20 protein-coding genes are annotated in these 18,009 nt (G+C 29.1%); 1 reads left to right on the top strand and 19 read right to left on the bottom strand.

The features are described from left to right. Positions 1 to 4 precede the first annotated feature (4 nt). Genes S100390_RS00815 through rsmG form a run of 3 tightly spaced genes read right to left on the bottom strand, consistent with a single transcriptional unit; the run spans position 5 to position 2,418 of the window. Positions 5 to 895, bottom strand: coding sequence for a ParB/RepB/Spo0J family partition protein (locus S100390_RS00815; protein WP_070406417.1), 891 nt, complete (start codon positions 893 to 895; stop codon positions 5 to 7). Further along, complete coding sequence (locus tag S100390_RS00810) at positions 882 to 1,661, bottom strand: ParA family protein (protein WP_070406416.1); 780 nt, start codon at positions 1,659 to 1,661, stop codon at positions 882 to 884. Before S100390_RS00810 ends, S100390_RS00815 begins: the two co-directional genes overlap by 14 nt. A gap of 58 nt (positions 1,662 to 1,719) precedes the next feature. Further along, a complete protein-coding gene (gene rsmG, locus S100390_RS00805) occupies positions 1,720 to 2,418 on the bottom strand; it encodes a 16S rRNA (guanine(527)-N(7))-methyltransferase RsmG (RefSeq protein ID WP_070406415.1) in 699 nt (232 codons plus the stop codon). 97 nt (positions 2,419 to 2,515) lie between these two features. Between rsmG and S100390_RS00800 the strand changes: the two genes are divergently transcribed. Then, positions 2,516 to 3,019 (top strand): isochorismatase family protein, encoded by a 504-nt coding sequence (locus S100390_RS00800; protein WP_070406414.1) that lies wholly within the window; start codon positions 2,516 to 2,518, stop codon positions 3,017 to 3,019. A gap of 32 nt (positions 3,020 to 3,051) precedes the next feature. Here S100390_RS00800 and S100390_RS00795 read toward each other — a convergent pair whose 3' ends face one another. From S100390_RS00795 to S100390_RS00720, 16 genes are all read right to left on the bottom strand, one after another. Further along, positions 3,052 to 3,624, bottom strand: coding sequence for an HNH endonuclease signature motif containing protein (locus tag S100390_RS00795; RefSeq protein WP_070406413.1), 573 nt, complete (start codon positions 3,622 to 3,624; stop codon positions 3,052 to 3,054). A gap of 10 nt (positions 3,625 to 3,634) precedes the next feature. Next, complete coding sequence (locus S100390_RS00790; RefSeq protein ID WP_070406412.1) at positions 3,635 to 4,228, bottom strand: DNA-3-methyladenine glycosylase; 594 nt, start codon at positions 4,226 to 4,228, stop codon at positions 3,635 to 3,637. 49 nt (positions 4,229 to 4,277) lie between these two features. Further along, complete coding sequence (gene nusG, locus S100390_RS00785; RefSeq protein WP_070406411.1) at positions 4,278 to 4,922, bottom strand: transcription termination/antitermination protein NusG; 645 nt, start codon at positions 4,920 to 4,922, stop codon at positions 4,278 to 4,280. Between the two features lie 34 nt (positions 4,923 to 4,956). Further along, positions 4,957 to 5,403 carry a preprotein translocase subunit SecE gene (gene secE, locus S100390_RS00780; protein ID WP_070406410.1) on the bottom strand — a complete coding sequence of 149 codons (447 nt, stop codon included), beginning with the start codon at positions 5,401 to 5,403 and terminating at the stop codon, positions 4,957 to 4,959. A 9-nt stretch (positions 5,404 to 5,412) separates the two neighbouring features. Continuing rightward, positions 5,413 to 5,562 (bottom strand): 50S ribosomal protein L33, encoded by a 150-nt coding sequence (gene rpmG, locus S100390_RS00775; protein ID WP_071890193.1) that lies wholly within the window; start codon positions 5,560 to 5,562, stop codon positions 5,413 to 5,415. Positions 5,563 to 5,616: 54 nt separating this feature from the next. Then, complete coding sequence (locus S100390_RS00770) at positions 5,617 to 6,195, bottom strand: RNA polymerase subunit sigma (protein ID WP_231918055.1); 579 nt, start codon at positions 6,193 to 6,195, stop codon at positions 5,617 to 5,619. A gap of 19 nt (positions 6,196 to 6,214) precedes the next feature. Beyond that, positions 6,215 to 6,949: a 23S rRNA (guanosine(2251)-2'-O)-methyltransferase RlmB gene (rlmB, locus tag S100390_RS00765; RefSeq protein ID WP_070406409.1), complete on the bottom strand. Its 735-nt coding sequence runs from the start codon at positions 6,947 to 6,949 to the stop codon at positions 6,215 to 6,217. A gap of 61 nt (positions 6,950 to 7,010) precedes the next feature. Next, positions 7,011 to 8,324 (bottom strand): methylenetetrahydrofolate--tRNA-(uracil(54)-C(5))-methyltransferase (FADH(2)-oxidizing) TrmFO, encoded by a 1,314-nt coding sequence (gene trmFO, locus S100390_RS00760; protein WP_070406408.1) that lies wholly within the window; start codon positions 8,322 to 8,324, stop codon positions 7,011 to 7,013. Positions 8,325 to 8,328: 4 nt separating this feature from the next. Further along, positions 8,329 to 9,669 (bottom strand): cysteine--tRNA ligase, encoded by a 1,341-nt coding sequence (gene cysS / locus S100390_RS00755; protein WP_070406407.1) that lies wholly within the window; start codon positions 9,667 to 9,669, stop codon positions 8,329 to 8,331. Positions 9,670 to 9,680: 11 nt separating this feature from the next. After that, complete coding sequence (gene mnmG / locus S100390_RS00750) at positions 9,681 to 11,561, bottom strand: tRNA uridine-5-carboxymethylaminomethyl(34) synthesis enzyme MnmG (RefSeq protein WP_070406406.1); 1,881 nt, start codon at positions 11,559 to 11,561, stop codon at positions 9,681 to 9,683. Between the two features lie 26 nt (positions 11,562 to 11,587). Beyond that, entirely contained in the window at positions 11,588 to 13,198 is a 1,611-nt protein-coding gene (metG, locus tag S100390_RS00745; protein WP_257784776.1) for a methionine--tRNA ligase, read from the bottom strand. Positions 13,199 to 13,319: 121 nt separating this feature from the next. Then, positions 13,320 to 13,775 carry a hypothetical protein gene (locus S100390_RS00740; protein ID WP_070406404.1) on the bottom strand — a complete coding sequence of 152 codons (456 nt, stop codon included), beginning with the start codon at positions 13,773 to 13,775 and terminating at the stop codon, positions 13,320 to 13,322. Between the two features lie 182 nt (positions 13,776 to 13,957). After that, on the bottom strand, positions 13,958 to 14,956 hold the full coding sequence (gene gap, locus S100390_RS00735; RefSeq protein WP_070406403.1) for a type I glyceraldehyde-3-phosphate dehydrogenase: 999 nt from the start codon (positions 14,954 to 14,956) through the stop codon (positions 13,958 to 13,960). A gap of 165 nt (positions 14,957 to 15,121) precedes the next feature. Continuing rightward, entirely contained in the window at positions 15,122 to 15,727 is a 606-nt protein-coding gene (locus S100390_RS00730) for a hypothetical protein (protein WP_070406402.1), read from the bottom strand. Further along, positions 15,699 to 16,610, bottom strand: a complete 912-nt coding sequence (locus S100390_RS00725) for an ATP-binding protein (RefSeq protein ID WP_070406401.1) — start codon at positions 16,608 to 16,610, stop codon at positions 15,699 to 15,701. Before S100390_RS00725 ends, S100390_RS00730 begins: the two co-directional genes overlap by 29 nt. Positions 16,611 to 16,637: 27 nt before the next feature. After that, the gene (locus S100390_RS00720) at positions 16,638 to 17,879 is read right to left on the bottom strand and encodes a DnaD domain protein (protein ID WP_070406400.1); all 1,242 of its coding nucleotides are present in this window, start codon (positions 17,877 to 17,879) and stop codon (positions 16,638 to 16,640) included. Between the last annotated feature and the right edge of the window lie 130 nt (positions 17,880 to 18,009).

The following is an 18,009-nucleotide window of genomic DNA, read 5'->3' as shown; positions in this document are numbered from 1 at the left end:
TCAATTAATCTTCTGTTAAACCTAATAATTCTAAAATTCGATTTAAATCTTTTAATCCGTGGTAATTAATAACAACTTTATCCGTATCAATAACTACTTTTGTTCCTAGCTTTCGCATAATTTTATTTTCTAAAAATTCATTAACAGTTCGTTTTGGCGGAACTTTCTTATTATCTTCTTGTGTTTTTGTTGGTTTTACACCATAAGTTTTAACTAGTTCTTCAACTTGTCGTGCATTTAAATTAAGACTTACAATTTTATCAACAACTTTTTTAAATTCACTTTTATCAATGTGAAGACTAACCAATGGTTTAACTTGTCCCATTGTTACTTTATTTTCTAGTAATAATTTTTGAACATCAGCTGGTAAATTTAATAAGCGTAAGGTATTTGTAATATGACTACGTGATTTTCCAATCCGTTTTGCTAATTCATCTTGTGTTAAATCTAATAATGCAATTAATTCTTTATAAGCATTTGCTTCTTCAATCGTATTTAAATCAACTCGTTGAATGTTTTCAACCAATGCCACTTCTTTCATTTGTTGATCATTAAAGTCAACAATAATTGCTGGAATTTTTGTTAATCCCGCTAATTTAGCAGCACGACTACGACGTTCTCCAGCTACTAAATAATAACCATTACTTGTCTTTTTAACAATAATTGGTTGAATCAAACCATATTCTTTAATTGATTGTGCTAATTCTGCCAACTCCTCATCATTAAAAGTTTTTCGTGGCTGATGTGGATTTGGAAAAATTTCTGTTAACGTAATTTCATTAGCCGCTGCTTTTAATTCGTCACTACTTTCAATTTCCTTAATTACATCGTTAATTCCTTCACCAAAAATTTTATCTAATCCTTTTGAACTTAATCGACTCTTATTGTTTGCCATTGTTTGCCAACACCTCTCTCGTTAATTCTTCATACGCAATTGCACCCGCTCCACCTCTATCATAATCAAAAATACTTAATCCATGCGAGGGTGACTCACTAATTTTAATATTTCGAGGAATATGCGTTCGATACACTTTTTCATTAAAATACTTTTTAACTTCCGACATTACTTCAAATGATAGTTTTGTTCGTGAATCAAACATTGTTAAAACAATCCCTTCAATTGTTAAATTTTTATTAAACATTTTTTGTACAAAGCGAATTGAAGTTAACAACTGGGCCAAACCTTCTAATGCATAATACTCTGCTTGAATTGGAATCAAAACAGAGTCAGCACAAGCTAATGCATTTCGATTAATTAATCCTAATGAAGGTGGACAATCAATTAAAATAAAATCATATTTATCACGAATTGGTTTAATCCGATCAAGTAAAATACTTTGATTATCATCTAATTTTTCCATTAAATACACATCTGCTCCAGCCAATGAAATTGTTGCTGGAGCTAAATCAACATTATTGATAACTCCTGGAACAATAATATTTTTTAATGGTACCTGGCCAACTAAAACATCATACATACTCATCCCATCATGAATTTCATCTTTATTAGCACCCGTTCCAGTTGTTGCATTCCCCTGGGGATCAATATCAACTAATAAAACCTTTTTCCCACTTCGTGCTAATCCAGCTGCTAAATTAATTGAAGTTGTTGTTTTTCCAACCCCACCTTTTTGGTTTGTGATTGCAATAATTTTCCCCATAATTTTCCTCTCTTTGCTCTGTAACTAATAATTTTATATACTACTATTATATAACACTTTACCCAATTGGGAATTTTTTTATTTGATTAAAACTTCGTGGATATGGTTTTATTGTTGGTGCTGTCTTAATAAAATAACAAATATTACGTTCCCCTAAAGGAGGGATGTTTTCATATTGGGTTTGTTCCAGTTCCAAATTTAGAACCTTCAATGTTGCTTGCGCTGTTGCCAATTCGTTAACAATATTAGGTCCTTTATAACAGATGACCCTACCTTGCACCTTAACCATTCGCACAACTAATTCTAACAACACCCCTAAATTAGCAACTGCTCGTGAAACAACAAGATCAAACTGTTCAGAATGTTCTCAACTATAACTTTCAGCACGAGCATGAACAATTTCAACATCATCTAACTGTAACTTGGTAATTAGTCGTTGTAAAAACAAACAACGTTTTTCTAATGCTTCAATAATTGTTAATTTAATTGTTGGACAAAAGATTTTTAAAATAATCCCAGGAAATCCAGCCCCGCTTCCAACATCAGCAACTTTTGTTTTATCATCAAACGAATATTTTTTTAACAATAATGCTGAATCAAGAAAATGTTTTATATAAACATCCTCGCGACTAACAAGCGTTGTTAAATTCATTACCTTGTTTTGTTCGACTAAATATTGATAATATTGTTCTAATTGTTTTTCTTGTTGCTGACTAATAACAAGTTCAGAAAAATAAGCATTAATTAGTTTAATCATCATAACCCCTCATAACTTTTAATTGCGTTAACATTATAACAAGATATTTGTTAATATATAAATAGATAGCAAAAAATATGAAAAAGGAGCTTTAAATATGAATAAAAAAGCATTAATTGTTATTGATTATCAAAATGATTTTGTTGATCCAAAGGGATCATTATATGTTCCTGGAGCAGAAAAACTCCACCACCAAATTTTAAACCTAATTAAAAGTTTCCAAGATAATAAAGACTTAGTTATCGCCACAAAAGATTTTCATCCCAAAAATCATTGTTCATTCACAAAATGACCACCCCATTGTCTTGCCAATAGTTTGGGAAGTGAACTTTATCAATTACCAGAAAGTTATTTTAATAAAATTATTTTAAAAGGAACCCACCAAAACCTTGACAGTTATAGTGCTTTTTTTAGTGACGATCAATCTTCCAACGGTTTACATGAATTCTTGCAAGAGCAAAATGTTACTGACCTTGTTCTAGTTGGTGTTGCTTTAGATGTTTGTGTTTCAGCAACTTTAACTGATGCTATTAAACTAAATTATCATGGTTATCTTGACCTAAGATGTACTGTTGGTCTGAAACCTCATATTACTTTTTAAAAAAGCTATTATTTTCAAAATAATAGCTTTTTTTAAAAATCATCATCATTGTCAAAATCAATGTTTTTTACTCGCATAATGGTTTCACCATTTGGTAATTGACCAATACGCCCACTGGCACTACCTCTTCATTTAACTTGATAGTAAATAATTCCTTTAGCATGTAGGATTTTTAATAAGTCAATCCAATTGTATAATTGATCGCGATACATTCAACGTTTTTCGCTATGTGCCTCTATTAAATTTCGATTGTAAAAACTATGCGGATGTGACCACATTCGAATTTGACGCATTGTATTTTCCCGTTTTGATACAATTTCAAGATTTTCGGCACGATTATCCCGTGGATTACCATTAATATGATCAATTGTCATGTTCGGTGGCACTTGACCAATAAATAACTCAACAACTAATTTATGCAGCGGTTTTGTTTTTGTTTTTCCTTCTTCACGACGACGAATTAAAAAATAATTCGTGTTTTTAGGTTTTTTTAATTCCTTAACTTTCTTGGTCACATTATTACGAACACGACCCATATTACTAATTTCAAGATAAGGAAAATCAGGATGAATTTTTCAAATTTCTGTGTTTTTTGTTTTACTCATTTTTAACCTCTTACTTTTTCGAAACTGCCTTATGATTTGTAATATAAAAACGATATGGTTTTAACTTAAAATTAGTTGCATAATCAATATTAACCCGTGGGGTTGTTGTAATGTCAAAAACACTCGGGATTGTTTCTTGTCCTAAATATAATGTTGAACTTTTAATAAGGTCAAGACCATCATCAGTTTTATTAATTTTTAAATAACGTGATAGTTTTCCGGGGCCGTTTGCTAAATTAGGTTTACTAATAAAATTAGGAATTGTTTCATCAAGAATAATTTCACCAGCTCGCAGCAAAACAGCACTAGGGTAATCGACTTGATCAGTAACAATATTAAAACAAAAATACATCCCATAAATCATAAAAATATGAGCATAGCCACCTTGTCAAAATAATGTTTCATTTCGGAAACTTCGTTTATTATTAAAACCATGATTAGCATCATCAGCTGGCCCATCATAAGCTTCTGTTTCAATAATTTTACAAATAATTTGTTTCCCATCAATAATACGAATTAAATACTTCCCTAATAATTGTTGTGCAACAATAACAGCATTTTGCGAAAAAAAAGCAGGATCTGCTAACCGTGTTAAATTTAGCATTTCTGTGAAAAAAGCATAACAAAAATTATTGCTAATTTGTTATGCTTTCTTAACCAATCTTTTCACATTGGTCGAAATCAACCTCGGTAGGTGTTAAACGACCAAACATCTCTAAGTTTACCGTTGCAATTCCTTTTGAAGTATCAATTTTTGTGACTTGTCCTTCCATTTCAACAAAAGTTCCTGATAAAATACGAACATAATCATTAACTTCAAAGTTAGCAACAAACACTTTTTTAACTTTTTTTCCTTGTTGTGCTGCCGCTTTTTTAGCTGCTAGTGACTTTGAAAGCATTGTCTTTGCTTCTTGATCAGTTAATGGAAACGGTTTTGTTCCACGTCCTGATGATCCAATAAACCCTGTAACACCAGTTGTATTTCGGACAATATATCAAGCTTCATCATTCATAATCATATTAATAAAAATATATCCTGGATAAACATTTTTTTCTGTTGCTTTTGTTTTTTTGGCAAGTACTGTCTCTTTTACAACTCTAATATCAAAAACAACATCTTTCATATTTAATGATTCTACCCGTTGAATTAAATCATCACGGACACGATCTTCGTGACCAGAATAACAATTAATTACATATCATTTTCCGGGATACTTCGTAACATCTTCTAAATCTTCACTATTATCCAATTTATCATTATTCGTCTCTAGTTCTGTCATTGTGTTTTGTTCTGTCATTATTTTGCTCCTTTAATTCTTACCTATCATATTATTATATAATGCGCGCAACAGTTAGTAAATGGTGTAAAACTAAATCCAATACTAAATAAAATATCGCAAAAGCAATAATAAATAAGATTGTTATTAAAAACTTGCGCCCTAAACTACCTTTGCTTGTCCAACGAATTCTTGTTACTTCTTTAGCCATTTTAACGGGAAATTCACGAAATGCTAATTTTCAATTTGTTCTTTTACTTTTATCTGAATGTTTACGCTTAAAAAGACCTTTTTTAATTGGCTCACCATTTTCATCAATTTCTGGTGCAATAATTTCTTTTTTTGTTCCAACTTGAATTGGCGCTGTTTTACTTGCTTTTTTTTGAAAAATTAGCGCTGCTTTCTCATTTTTCTTTTGTAATTTTAACGCCTTTTTTTCTTCCTTTGTTAAAATTGGTTTAATTTCTTTTTTTGCATTCTCATCTTTCGCTTTTTTAGCCATTACGAGCACCTACCTTGTTTCTTTATGTTTCGTATGCTTGTTACATGTTTTACAAAACTTATTTATTTCTAATCTCTCTTTTTGTGTCATCTTATTCTTAAATGTTGAATAATTCCGGTTTAAACATTCCGAGCATACTAATATGATCTTTTCACGCATAATATTCACCATATTTAATTATAGTATATTAATAAAAATATTGATATAGTTAATTTAATTATTTTTATAAAAATTTTTTGTTTTTTGCATAATTCGTTGCATTGCATTATCAACTTGCCGATAGTCTAGTGCTAAAAGTTGATGAATATTATAAATATTTTCCCCCGCATACCACAACCGAAAGACTTCTTTTTCTAATGGTGATAACTGTTGATAAAATAGTTTAATAACTTGTTTTTGTTCATCAAAACGCGCAAGTTTTGATGAAAAATATTCTTCATCACTTGTAACATTATCATTTGCTAATTTAACATAATAATTTAAAACCCGATTTTTCATATTTAAACATTGGCGAATTTGTTTATGAATATCTCATGTATAACGTTGAAAAATAAAATCTTTTAATTTTTTGCGTGATTGGGGATTATACATTTTTGCACTTTCTAACACTGAAAAATATTTTAAACTTTCTAAATCAGATAATTCAATTGGTAAGGCAAAATACTTATAAAAAGTTCGCCGCTTTACTTCTTCTAAAAAAGGCGCATATAATTTATATAAATTAATTATTGCTTTATTATTGTGACCTTCTTGAAATAAATAGAGTAGTTCATATTCATTAATAAGAATCAATTCCTTTCCAAATGTTAACTTATTGTTGTAGTATTTTAATTTGATAAATTAAAATTGCACTAGCAACTGATACATTTAAAGAATCTAGATGTCCTGTTGTTGGAATATAAAGATTAAAATCAGAATGTTTTAGTAACTTAGGACTAATCCCCATTCCCTCACTCCCCACAATTAAACAAACAGGGGTATCATAACTTAATTCATTCACTTTTTGTGCTTCTGTTGTTAAACTGGTAGCATAAATTCAAAAACCTTGTTTTTTTAAATATTCAACAGCATTTGTCAAATTATTTACCCGAGCAACAGGAACATAATTAAAAGCTCCTGCCGAAGTTTTTGCAACAGTAGCATTAATATCAACTTGCCGCTTATCCAAAATAATGACCCCATCAACATTAAACATATCACAAGTTCGGAGAATGGCCCCAAAATTATGCGGATCAGAAATTTGGTCAAGAACTAATAAAAATGGATGCTTCTTTTGTAAGGAATGTTCAGTTATTGTTTCAAGCAAATAATTTTGCGGTTTTAAAATTTCTAGCACTAAGTTTTGATGCTTATTTGTTTTTACTAAAGATGTCATTTTATCAAAGGAACAAAAAACAACCTTCAGATGACGATCTTGTGCTAATTTTAAATAATAATCATTATTTTTATTTTTATCTAATAAATATAATTTATTAGCCTTCATTGTTGGATTTAATAAGGATTCAACAACTGGATTAATTCCATAAATGTATATATATTCTTGCATATTATCTTCCTTTTCCTATTTTATTATGCATAACCAATATTAATAAATTATTCTACAAATATTATATTTCAATTTGATACTTTTTAATAGTTTCTTTTAATTTTTCCATTGCCCGTTGATAAATTGCCAAATTTTTTGCCGATTTACTTGAAAATTTAGTGTCTAATGTTGGTAGAATCCCGATATTTGCTTTCATTGGTTTTAAATCTTTTTGTTTTGGATTAGTAACATAATTAATTAATGAACCTAAAACGGTTTCTGATGGTAATTTAATTAAGGGTAATTCTATCATATATTGATAAACATTAAGAGCACACAATAATCCTGATGCAGCTGATTCTAAATAACCTTCAACACCAATAATTTGACCAGCAAAAAAGATGTTACTATTTTGTCTAAATTGTAAATACTGATTTAAAACTTTTGGGGCATTAATATAATTATTTTTATGCAAAACACCATAACGAACAATCTCAACATCAGCTAAACCAGGAATGAATTGCTTAATAATTCGTTTTTGCTCTGGTCATGTTAAATTTGTTTGTCAACCAACCAAATTATATAAACTATCAATGACATTGTCTTGTCGTAGTTGGACAACAGCAAATGGTTGCTCACCATTTTGATTTAAAAGTTTATTACTACTCATTGGTCCATTTAATAAGATCTTCTGTGATGTTTGCGCCATAATTTCAATTGGCTGACAACCTTTAAAATATTTTTCAAAAGCAGGGATAATAACGCGCTTCGCATTAACCAATTCTGTCACTAATTGTCTAAATTCTTGCTCAGTTAATGGACAAATAATATAATCCTTTTGATCGGAATGGCGTCCACCATAATATGCTTTAGTAAAATCAATTCCGGCTTTTGTAATAATTGGTGCTGAACCATCATAATAATATAACGCTTTGTTCCCAATTAACTTTTTTAATTCTGTTTCAAAATTTGGACTAATTAACGGTCCTGCTGCAATAACAGTAACTTGTTGTGGGTCAATCGTTGTAAATTCATCATATATAATGGAAATATTAGGATGATTTAATAATGTTGCCGTAATTTTTGCAGAAAACAACTCACGATCAACACTAAGAGCATCATCTCCTGGCACTTGCACTTCATATGCTGTTTTTAAGATTAATGAATCCAATAGTTTTAATTCCTCTTTTAAAATACCAATTGCATTTTCTTTTGATACACTACGAAAAGAATTAGAACAAACTAATTCCGCAAAAGTTTCTAATTTTTGAACTAAATTCTTGTGCTTTCCCTTTCCTTCATATAAGTTAACTTTTAATCCTCGTTTCGCTAATTGATACGCAATTTCTGAACCAGCTAAGCCTGCCCCAACAATATTAATTTCTTTTGTTTTCATTGGTTTAAAGAATATCTTTTTCTAATAAAACTTTTCGAAGTTCATCAGCTTTAACAAAATCTTTACTATCTTTAGATTTAATTCATTCTAATAAATATTCACGAATTTCACCACTAATAACTGGTAATTTAAAATTAAAATTCATAATATTAAAAATTATATTATAAAAATCACTCGCTAATTGAAGATCTAACATTTTATTACGTAATTGGGTGTTAATCATTTTTATCATTTGACTAATAATTGTTAAAACATTAGGACTATTTAAGTTATTTTCTAACTCAACAAGAACCTTTTTAACATGGTCACCATGTTTTGCTAAATTGTAACTTAAATCATATTCTGCTAAAAATAAATTAATTGCTTTTAAAACTTTTAAAATCTTGTCAATTTCATTTTGAACAACTCCAATAATAGTATCAGTAACATTTAGTGGTTGAGTATAGTTAGTTGCATATAACAAATAGCGCAATGTATTAGCACCATATAATTTAATAAAGTCACGAACTAAAACACTATTATCTAATGACTTACTCATTTTTTCATTTGCAACGTTTAAATGTCCATTATGCATCCAAATTTTACTAATTTCTTTCCCCTCATTTTTAGCAAAAAACTGAATTCGTTCATTCTCGTGATGCGGGAAAACCAAGTCAATCCCACCAGCATGAATATCAATGGTTTGATTGTTAAAAAATTTATCAATTAAAACAGCACATTCAGTATGTCACCCTGGACGACCCATATATTTTTGACCATTAAGATCATAAAATGGAAATGAAAGTCCTGTCGAAGTATTTTTTCATAAAGCAAAATCATATTGACTATGCTTATTTTCATCATGGTCAATCCGTGCATTAACTTCTAATTCTGCTAACTTCTTGTTAGCTAAGCAACCATAAACCTCTTGATATTTTTTAATATTAAAATAAACGTTACCCTTAACTTCATATGCTGCTCCAATTTTAATTAATGCTTGAATAAAAGTAACAATATCATTGATATGATCAGTAACCCGTACCCGCTTTGTTGGCATTTTAATATTTAAATTAGTAACATCTTCTTCAAAAGCCTGAATATAAAATTCCGCAATTTCTTGTTCAGTTTTATGTTCTGCAGCAGCTTTATTAATAATTTTGTCATCAATATCAGTATAATTTTGGACATAATTAACTTCAATTCCTTGAAATTGTAAAAAACTAACTAATAAATCAACACTAATAATAGCACGAGCATTACCAATATGAATATAATTGTAAACCGTCGGTCCACAGGCATAAATATTAACTTTTTTTGTTTGACCATAATCTGTAAAATCACGAGTCAAAGTATTATATAATTTCATACTTCACCCTCTTATCTATTTGATTCAAATTCCATTTTTTTTAAATGAAACAAAAGCATTTGAATATCCGCTGGATTAATCCCCGAAATCCGATTCGCTTGCCCAATTGAAATAGGACGAATCTTTTTAAATTTTTCTCGTGCCTCAAGTGCTAAATTATCGACTAAATCATAATTTAAATTAGCAGGAATCAATTTGTTTTCCAATTTAATTGTTTTTAAAGCAATTTCTTGTTCTTTTTTAATATACCCTTCAAAACGAATATTGATTAACAAATTTTGTTTTAAAAAGGATTTTAAATTCTTTAAAGGTAATAACTCCTCTTCCAAATATTTTAACTCTATATTTGGTCGTTTTAACAAATTATATCCCGAGATTCGTTCGGTAATATTCGTAATTTCTAACGTTGCTAACTTTTGAATGATTGGTGACTTTGTAGTAAAATAAGTATCTTTTAGTAATTGGATTACTTCATTATAACTTTTGACATTTGCTTGATATTCGTTTCAACTTTGTTCATCAATTAAACCAAACTGGTGAGCATATTTTTTTAAACGTTCTTCCGCATTATCATTTCGTAATAATAACCGATATTCTGCGCGAGAAGTTAATAACCGATAAGGTTCTTCTGTCCCCTTTGTAATTAAGTCATCAATTAAAACGCCAATATAAGCTTGATCGCGACGTAAAATAAATGGTTGTTGGTCATTAATACTTAATACCGCATTAATTCCTGCCATTAATCCTTGACAAGCAGCTTCCTCATAACCGCTTGTTCCGTTAATTTGTCCAGCCGTATATAGGTTTTTAATTCGTTTTGTCTCTAATGTGTGCGCCAACTGTGTTGGGACAATCGCATCATATTCAATTGCATAAGCTCATTTTAAAACCTCAACATTCTCAAAGCCGGGTAACGAACGTAGCATTTTGTCCTGAACATCAATTGGCATTGATGTTGAAAATCCTTGTACATAAATTGTATTTAAACTTTTTGATTCTGGTTCTAAAAAAATTTGATGACGAGGTTTATCAGCAAAACGAACAATTTTATCTTCAAAACTAGGACAATAACGTGGGCCAGTCCCTTTGACATTTCCAGAATACATTGCTGATAAAGGTAAGTGGTCTTGCACAATAGCATGTGTTGTTGATGTTGAATGAATTAATCAACATAATTCTTGTTCTTGTAGTGGTGTAAATTTTTTTGTTGCATAAGAAAAAGCTAATTTCATATCAGTTCCTGGTTCTGGTTGAGCTTTTGTATAATCAATTGAAGTATTAAGCACACGAGCTGGTGTTCCTGTTTTTAACCGAAATAATTCAAATCCCAAGTGTTTTAATTGTGTTGATAACCCTGCTGTTGTAATATCTCCGTCGGGTCCCTGTGCTTTTTTTTCTTTTCCTTGCAAAACCAATGATTGCATATATGTCCCTGTTGTTAAAATAACTTTCTTCGCAAAAAATTGGGTTTGATCTTTTAAAATAACACCATAACAAACATTATTATCATCAACCAACAAACTTTGAACTGCTCCTTCATATACCTCTAAATTAACTTGGTTTTCAATAACAGTTTGCATATATTTTGAATATTCAATTTTATCTGATTGTGCTCGTAATGCTCATACTGCAGGTCCGCGAGAAGAATTTAATAGTTTCATTTGTAAAGCAGTTGCATCAGCAGCTTTTGCCATTTCACCACCAATAGCATCAATTTCACGAACAACAATCCCTTTTGCTGGGCCACCAATTGAGGGATTACATGGCATTAAGGCAATTTTATCTTTATGTAAAGTAATTAACAATGTTTTTTTCTGCATTCTAGCCGCAACTAAACTTGCTTCAACACCAGCATGACCCGCGCCAATAACAATTACATCATATTCTTTCATTAGAATCCCTCCTTTATATTATTTTACTAATTTAATTCTGTCTCAATTCGTTTTAATTCTTGTTCAACATTTAAACGCTCAAATAAATTTTCTTTTTTTTCTATCCTTTTATTATATATCATTTCTTGACTTAAAATTGTTGAAAATGTTAAATTTTGTAAATCAATATTAAAGTAATCCGCAATTTTTTGCGCATGATCAATTAATACTGGTTGTAATAAAAAAGCACTAACAACAATGACATAAGCTAACGTTGCTAACGTTGTATGTAATTGTGCTGTTTCTTGATTCTTTTCTAATTCTCATGGTTTACTTTCTTCAATATATTTATTTGCTTTATTACATAATTCTAAAACAATACTTAATGCTTTTGAGATTTGATAATTATTCATTGCCACCTGATAACTTTTAATTGCCAAAAGACAACTATCAATTAAATCATTTTTTAATGGTCCTCGTGATAGAAGTTCCCCATTAAAATATTTACTAATCATATTGCTTACACGTGATACTAAGTTACCAATGTTATTAACTAGATGGGTATTATATGATTCAAAGAACATTTCATAAGAAAACTTTCCATCATTATCCGTTGGAATTTCATATCCTAAATAAAATCTTAAAACATCACGACCATATTGATCAATTAAATATAATGGGTCAACAACATTACCAATTGATTTACTCATCTTGGTATCTTTAAATAAAATTCAACCGTGTGATAAAAGTTTGTTTGGTTGACGTAGTTCCAAACTTTCTAACATACTTGGTCAATAAATTGTGTGAAACCGCGCAATCTCCTTCCCCAACAACTGCAAAATCTCAACATCTGGATTATTTCAAAACTTGTTAAATAATGTTTCATCATCTGATAAATAACCTAATCCTGTTAAGTAATTAGATAGTGCATCAATTCAGACATAAATAATATGCTTATCATTTTCTAATGTTTTAATTCCTCAGGAAAAAGTTGTTCTTGTTACTGATAAATCAGTTAATCCTGGCAAAATAAAATTATTTAACATTTCATTTTTTCTTGCTTCTGGTTCAATAAAGTCTGGATGCTCATTATAATAATTAATTAAAAACTGACTATATTTTGAAACTTTAAAAAAATAAGTTTCTTCCTTAACTTTCTTTGGTTTGTTCCCACAAACCAAACATTGTTGGGTTGTTTTATCTAATTGTGATTCTGTTAAAAATTCCTCGCAGCTAACACAATACAAACCCTCATATTCACCTAAATAAATATCCCCTTTATGATACAACTTACTAAAAATCTTTTGAACTCCAAGTTCATGAGTCTTATCTGTTGTTCGAATAAACTTTGAATACTCAATCCCTAACTTATTTCATAGTAACTTGAAATTGTTAACAATCATTGTTGTAAATTCATATGGTGTAATACCTGCTTCTTTTGCCTTCTTTTGAATCTTTTCACCATGCTCATCACTACCAGTTAAAAAAAAGGTTTCATAACCATCTAACTTTTTATAACGGTTCAAAATATCCGCCAAAGTTGTTGTATAAGCATGACCAATATGTAGCTGGGCGCTTGGATAATAAATTGGTGTTGTGACATAAAATAATTTCTTGTTTTGGCTCATAATATCCCTCTCATTTTTGTAATTGCTAATATAAATTATATCGCATTTTCTGTTTGAAAATAAGGTTCTTTACTCTGATTCTTAACTTTCAGTAAACCATGGTGCAAATAAAAAATAGTTATCAACATAACTATTTTTGACTGTCAATAATTTATCTTGTTACTTCACTTAGCTTCCGAGAAGAAATACTACGCAAACCTTCTCCTAACATTTCTGTCATTTGATAAGCAATATAAATAAAATCAATGTCATCAATACGATCACTATAACTTGCCTTTAAAATTTTAACTGCCTCTTTATACAATTTATTATGGTAAACTTTAATGTCCAATTTTTCTTTAAAATAACTATAAGATAACGTTTTAGCATTTAACAATAGAGAATCAATTCGTAGTGATAATGTTTTATAAGTATCAGCTAACGCTAACTCCAAACGATATGTAAAATCATCTTCAGTAATAACACGACCGCTATTTCGAATCCAAAGTACATTGTCATATAACAATTGAATCGGATTAGTTGAATCACGAATTTTTTCAATACTTAGAACTAATTTTAATTGGTCACGAATATTATGAAAGTGTTTTTCTAAAATAGGATTTTTCATTTTAATAATCTCCTTCAATCCTTAAACTTTTTATAGCACTGGCATAAATACGCAAAAGGTATCATTATTCAGCTTTATATATTATAAGATTAGCTTCTTATATATAATTATCATAACATAAGAAATATCTTTTTCTAAAAAAATAAAAAACACTAAAGATTCTTAGTGTTTCTTGCTTTCAATTAAACTGTTGCAAAGTATAATAATGTGCGTACCATTTGTGATACATATGACATTTCATTATCATATCATGCATATACTTTAACTAATTGTTTTCCATCAACTTCAATAATTTTTGTTAATGTTGCATCAAAGATTGATCCGTGTGATTCACCAATAATATCTGATGAAACAATTGGTTGTGTATTATAACCAAAAGTTTCTGATGCAGCCGCTTTCATTGCATTATTAATTTCATCAACTGTTGTTGTTTTTTTCAATTCAACTGCTAAGTCAACGATTGACCCTGTAATTGTTGGTACACGTAATGCCATTCCATCAAATTTACCTTTTAATTGTGGTAATACTAATGCTACGGCTGCGGCTGCTCCAGTTTTAGTTGGAACAATATTAGAAAAGGCAGCACGCGCTCTTCTTAAATCATCATGAGCTAAATCTAATAAACGTTGGTCATTTGTAACAGCATGAACAGTTGTCATATATCCTTTTTCAATTCCAAATTTTTCGTCTAGAACCTGAGCCATTGGTGCTAAACAGTTTGTTGTACAACTTGCTCCTGAAATAACCGTATCATCTTTTGTGATATCTTTATGATTAACATTATAAACAATCGTTTTAACATCAGTTCCTTTTGCTGGCGCTGAAATTAAAACTTTTTTTGCTCCTGCTGTAATATGTTGTGAAGCTCCTGCTTTATCAGCAAATCTTCCTGTTGATTCAACAACAACATCCACTCCCAATTTCCCTCATGGTAAAGCGGTTGGATCTTTTTCTGCACAAACAATTACTTTTTTCCCATTAACAATAATAGCATTTTCTTCTGAAGAAATTTTTCCTCGCATTCATCCTCCTTGGGCTGAATCAAGTTCTAATAATGTTGCTAATGTTTTTGCATCTGTTAAATCATTAATTGCGACAATTTCAACATTTTTTTCTTCAAATAATTTTCTGAATGCTAAACGGCCAATACGTCCGAACCCGTTAATTGCAATTTTTGTCATCTACTCTTTCTCCTCTACTACTTTAATAACTTAGTCTGCAATAAAACATTGCATACTTACTCTTATTTTACAACCTCATCTCCTAATTTGCAAGAAATTTAGAAAATATCCAAATAAAGCAAACACAAAAAATTAGAAATCTTCATTATGAATTAAAAATTCATTTTAATCATCAACTGTTTCTTCAAATAATAATGGATCACCATATAAGTCTAATGCAATCGCTTCAAAAGCTAAAATTGAATTTGCTTGTTTTAGTTTTTCAAATTCCTTCATCTCCGCTGTATAATATTCTGCCATTTCCGTTAATTCATATTCTACTTCTGTTCGTGGTTTATGTTTCAATAAACTAAAAGAAGCTTCTAAACTACGATATGCCGGATCATCTTTTGCTGTTAAACCATGCACAGTCAAATATTCTGCAAGAACTTTTTGTTTTTGTTCTTTTAAGATATTAAATTTTTCTAACGGTAAATAATGTTTATCAATAAATGCTTTTTTATCATGTTGTCATTCATTTAAAAATAAAATTCGATGTAAATCACGTTCAAAACATTCAAACTTAAATTTATCATCTGGGTCTGGTTTATCATAATCAAACCAATAATTTTTAATCAAATATTCTTTTTTGTCTTTTGTTATTACTTTAATTCCAGTTTGGGGCTGATACTGATATTTTTGAACATTCAAATATAAAATATCTTGCACATTATTTTTTTGATCATATCCTCTAAAAAAATATTTATGTAGTTCATACTTTGGCATAATCATTATCACTTCTCCTACTATTTCCAATTAATTCTAATTCTGTTGCTAATCCTCGAATCCGATCAACAATACGAAGTGCTTTTATATTATTAATCTCCTTATTACCAATTTCATTTTTAACATTAGCATAAATTGTTGTTAATGCAGTTGTTGTAAAATTAGAAGAAAAAAAAGTTGGTAACTGACGACTAATCCGATCATTTAGAATTCGAAATAATAAATCATCGCGAACTCATGGTGAAACAGTTTCTCCCCCAATATCATCTAAAAACAAAATATCAGCACGCAATAAATCATCAATTAATGAGGATTCGTTATTAAAAAGATTAAAGGATTCTTTCACTCGGTTAATTAAATTAATTACTGAAATAAAAGCAACTTTTCGATTATTGTTTGCTAAAACATTAGCTAATCTAATTAATAAATAAGTTTTCCCTACCCCCGGTTCACCATAAATGTATAATCCTTTTTGTCGTTGTCCTTTGACAAATTTAACCATTTCGCCAATAATCTGATGCATATTATTAAAGTTTTCATCTTTCTTAATATCATTTAAACGAAGTTTTAATAACTCATCACTAAAATCATAATAGAGATAATTATTTTTAACTTTATTTACTTCATTCAATGTTATCATATGGTTACACTCAACACGAGTTAAAAATAACTTATCAACTTCTTTTCTAAAATAATATTTATAACCCTTAAATTGTTGTTGACACAATGATAAATTTGGCATGGATTCACAATAATGATAATTATTTAAATATTCTTCAAAGAGCAAACTAAACTTTTCATAATCATTAATATCAAAAGAAATTGCTTGCAAATTAAGCATTAACTCTTTATTACTCTTAATTTGTTCTAACAAATTTAGTTTTGCCATTCCGGCGCCTCCTTTTTTCAGATTATTTTATAAGTTTTTTAAATCATCTAATAATTGATTAAGATCAACTTTTTCCTCTCCACGTTGTTGGCGTTTTTGCTCATAAAGCTTATTATATTCTAATGTCGCCATATTATTTTTCACTGTTGATTGTTTAAATTGATAAGTACTACTTTTAATTGTTTCTTTTGCAATTTTATTTTTTTGTGTTTTTGCATAAGCGCTACGTAAGTGTCCCATCGCTTTATCAACAGTATCAATTTGTAATTGATTAAAAGTATTGGCAATTTTTTCACAATATTTTCTTTCAATTCGACGTGAATTTTTAAACCAAACATATTCAATTAAACAATTAACAACACCTGGTTTTAATGAATAATTAATAATTAAATCACGAATTAAATCAACTTCCATTGGTGTTGGTTTTGTATTTTCTCGTAATAAGGTTAAATATTCAATGGGATCAATTGATGTCATTTCATTAATTTTTGCTTCTAACATATTTGTTGGTCTTACAATATTTTCTTCATTAACAATTAACTTTAATTGCTCTCCGGTTATTTGTTTTTTCAAAATTGTTTTCTGATGAAAATCAGATAATAAATGTTGAAATTTTTCATAATTAAAAATACGTTTTTGATCAATTAACTCAATACTCTTATAAATAAAAATAGCAAGATTATTTGTTAAAACATGATAATAATTTGCTAATTGAATAATTTTTTCACGATATGGTAGATACAATTTATGATTGGCATTTTTGGTTGCTAAGTACTTATCAATATAAACAAAATCTAAATTAACATTAGCAATATTTAATTGTGGTGATATTTTATCACCAGTCTTAGGGTGCTCCTCTTCAATAAATTTATCTTTAATAATTGTAAAACACTTTGCACCAACAATATTTAATAAGTAATCACTTAAGATTTTATTTTCAAAAAAAGCAATTGCAGAAATAGGTAATTGTGGTTTTAAAATATGATGTTTCCCTTTTTCACGTTTCAACATTTTTAACAACCCAATTGTTTCTAATGTATTTTTTGCTGTTAAAAACTCTTCATATGTCATTTGTAATAATAATAAAAGATGGTCTAATTGATACTTAATATTTAATTCTAAAACAAAATCTTGTGCCGTAAAAGCAATATATAACATATGTGCTTTATCCCCAATAATTGGACGATATAAACATAAAAGGAGCATACGTTCATCATCTGATAATTGGCTTTCTTGTTTTATTAAATATGTAGCCTCTTTTTCCAACATTTTTTCACATTCCTTCACTTAATCATTAATAATATTACAACTAACAAATAATAAGTAAATATAAATTAACAAAATCATAATATCTTTTTAGTTATCCACAAATGTTTTTAATAAAAATCCCTATTCTTAT

This window comes from Spiroplasma sp. NBRC 100390 (assembly GCF_001886495.1).
Lineage (GTDB): Bacteria > Bacillota_I > Bacilli_A > Mycoplasmatales > Mycoplasmataceae > Spiroplasma.
The sequence above is the reverse complement of the archived record's forward strand: the minus strand, read 5'-3'. Positions and strand labels throughout refer to the sequence as shown.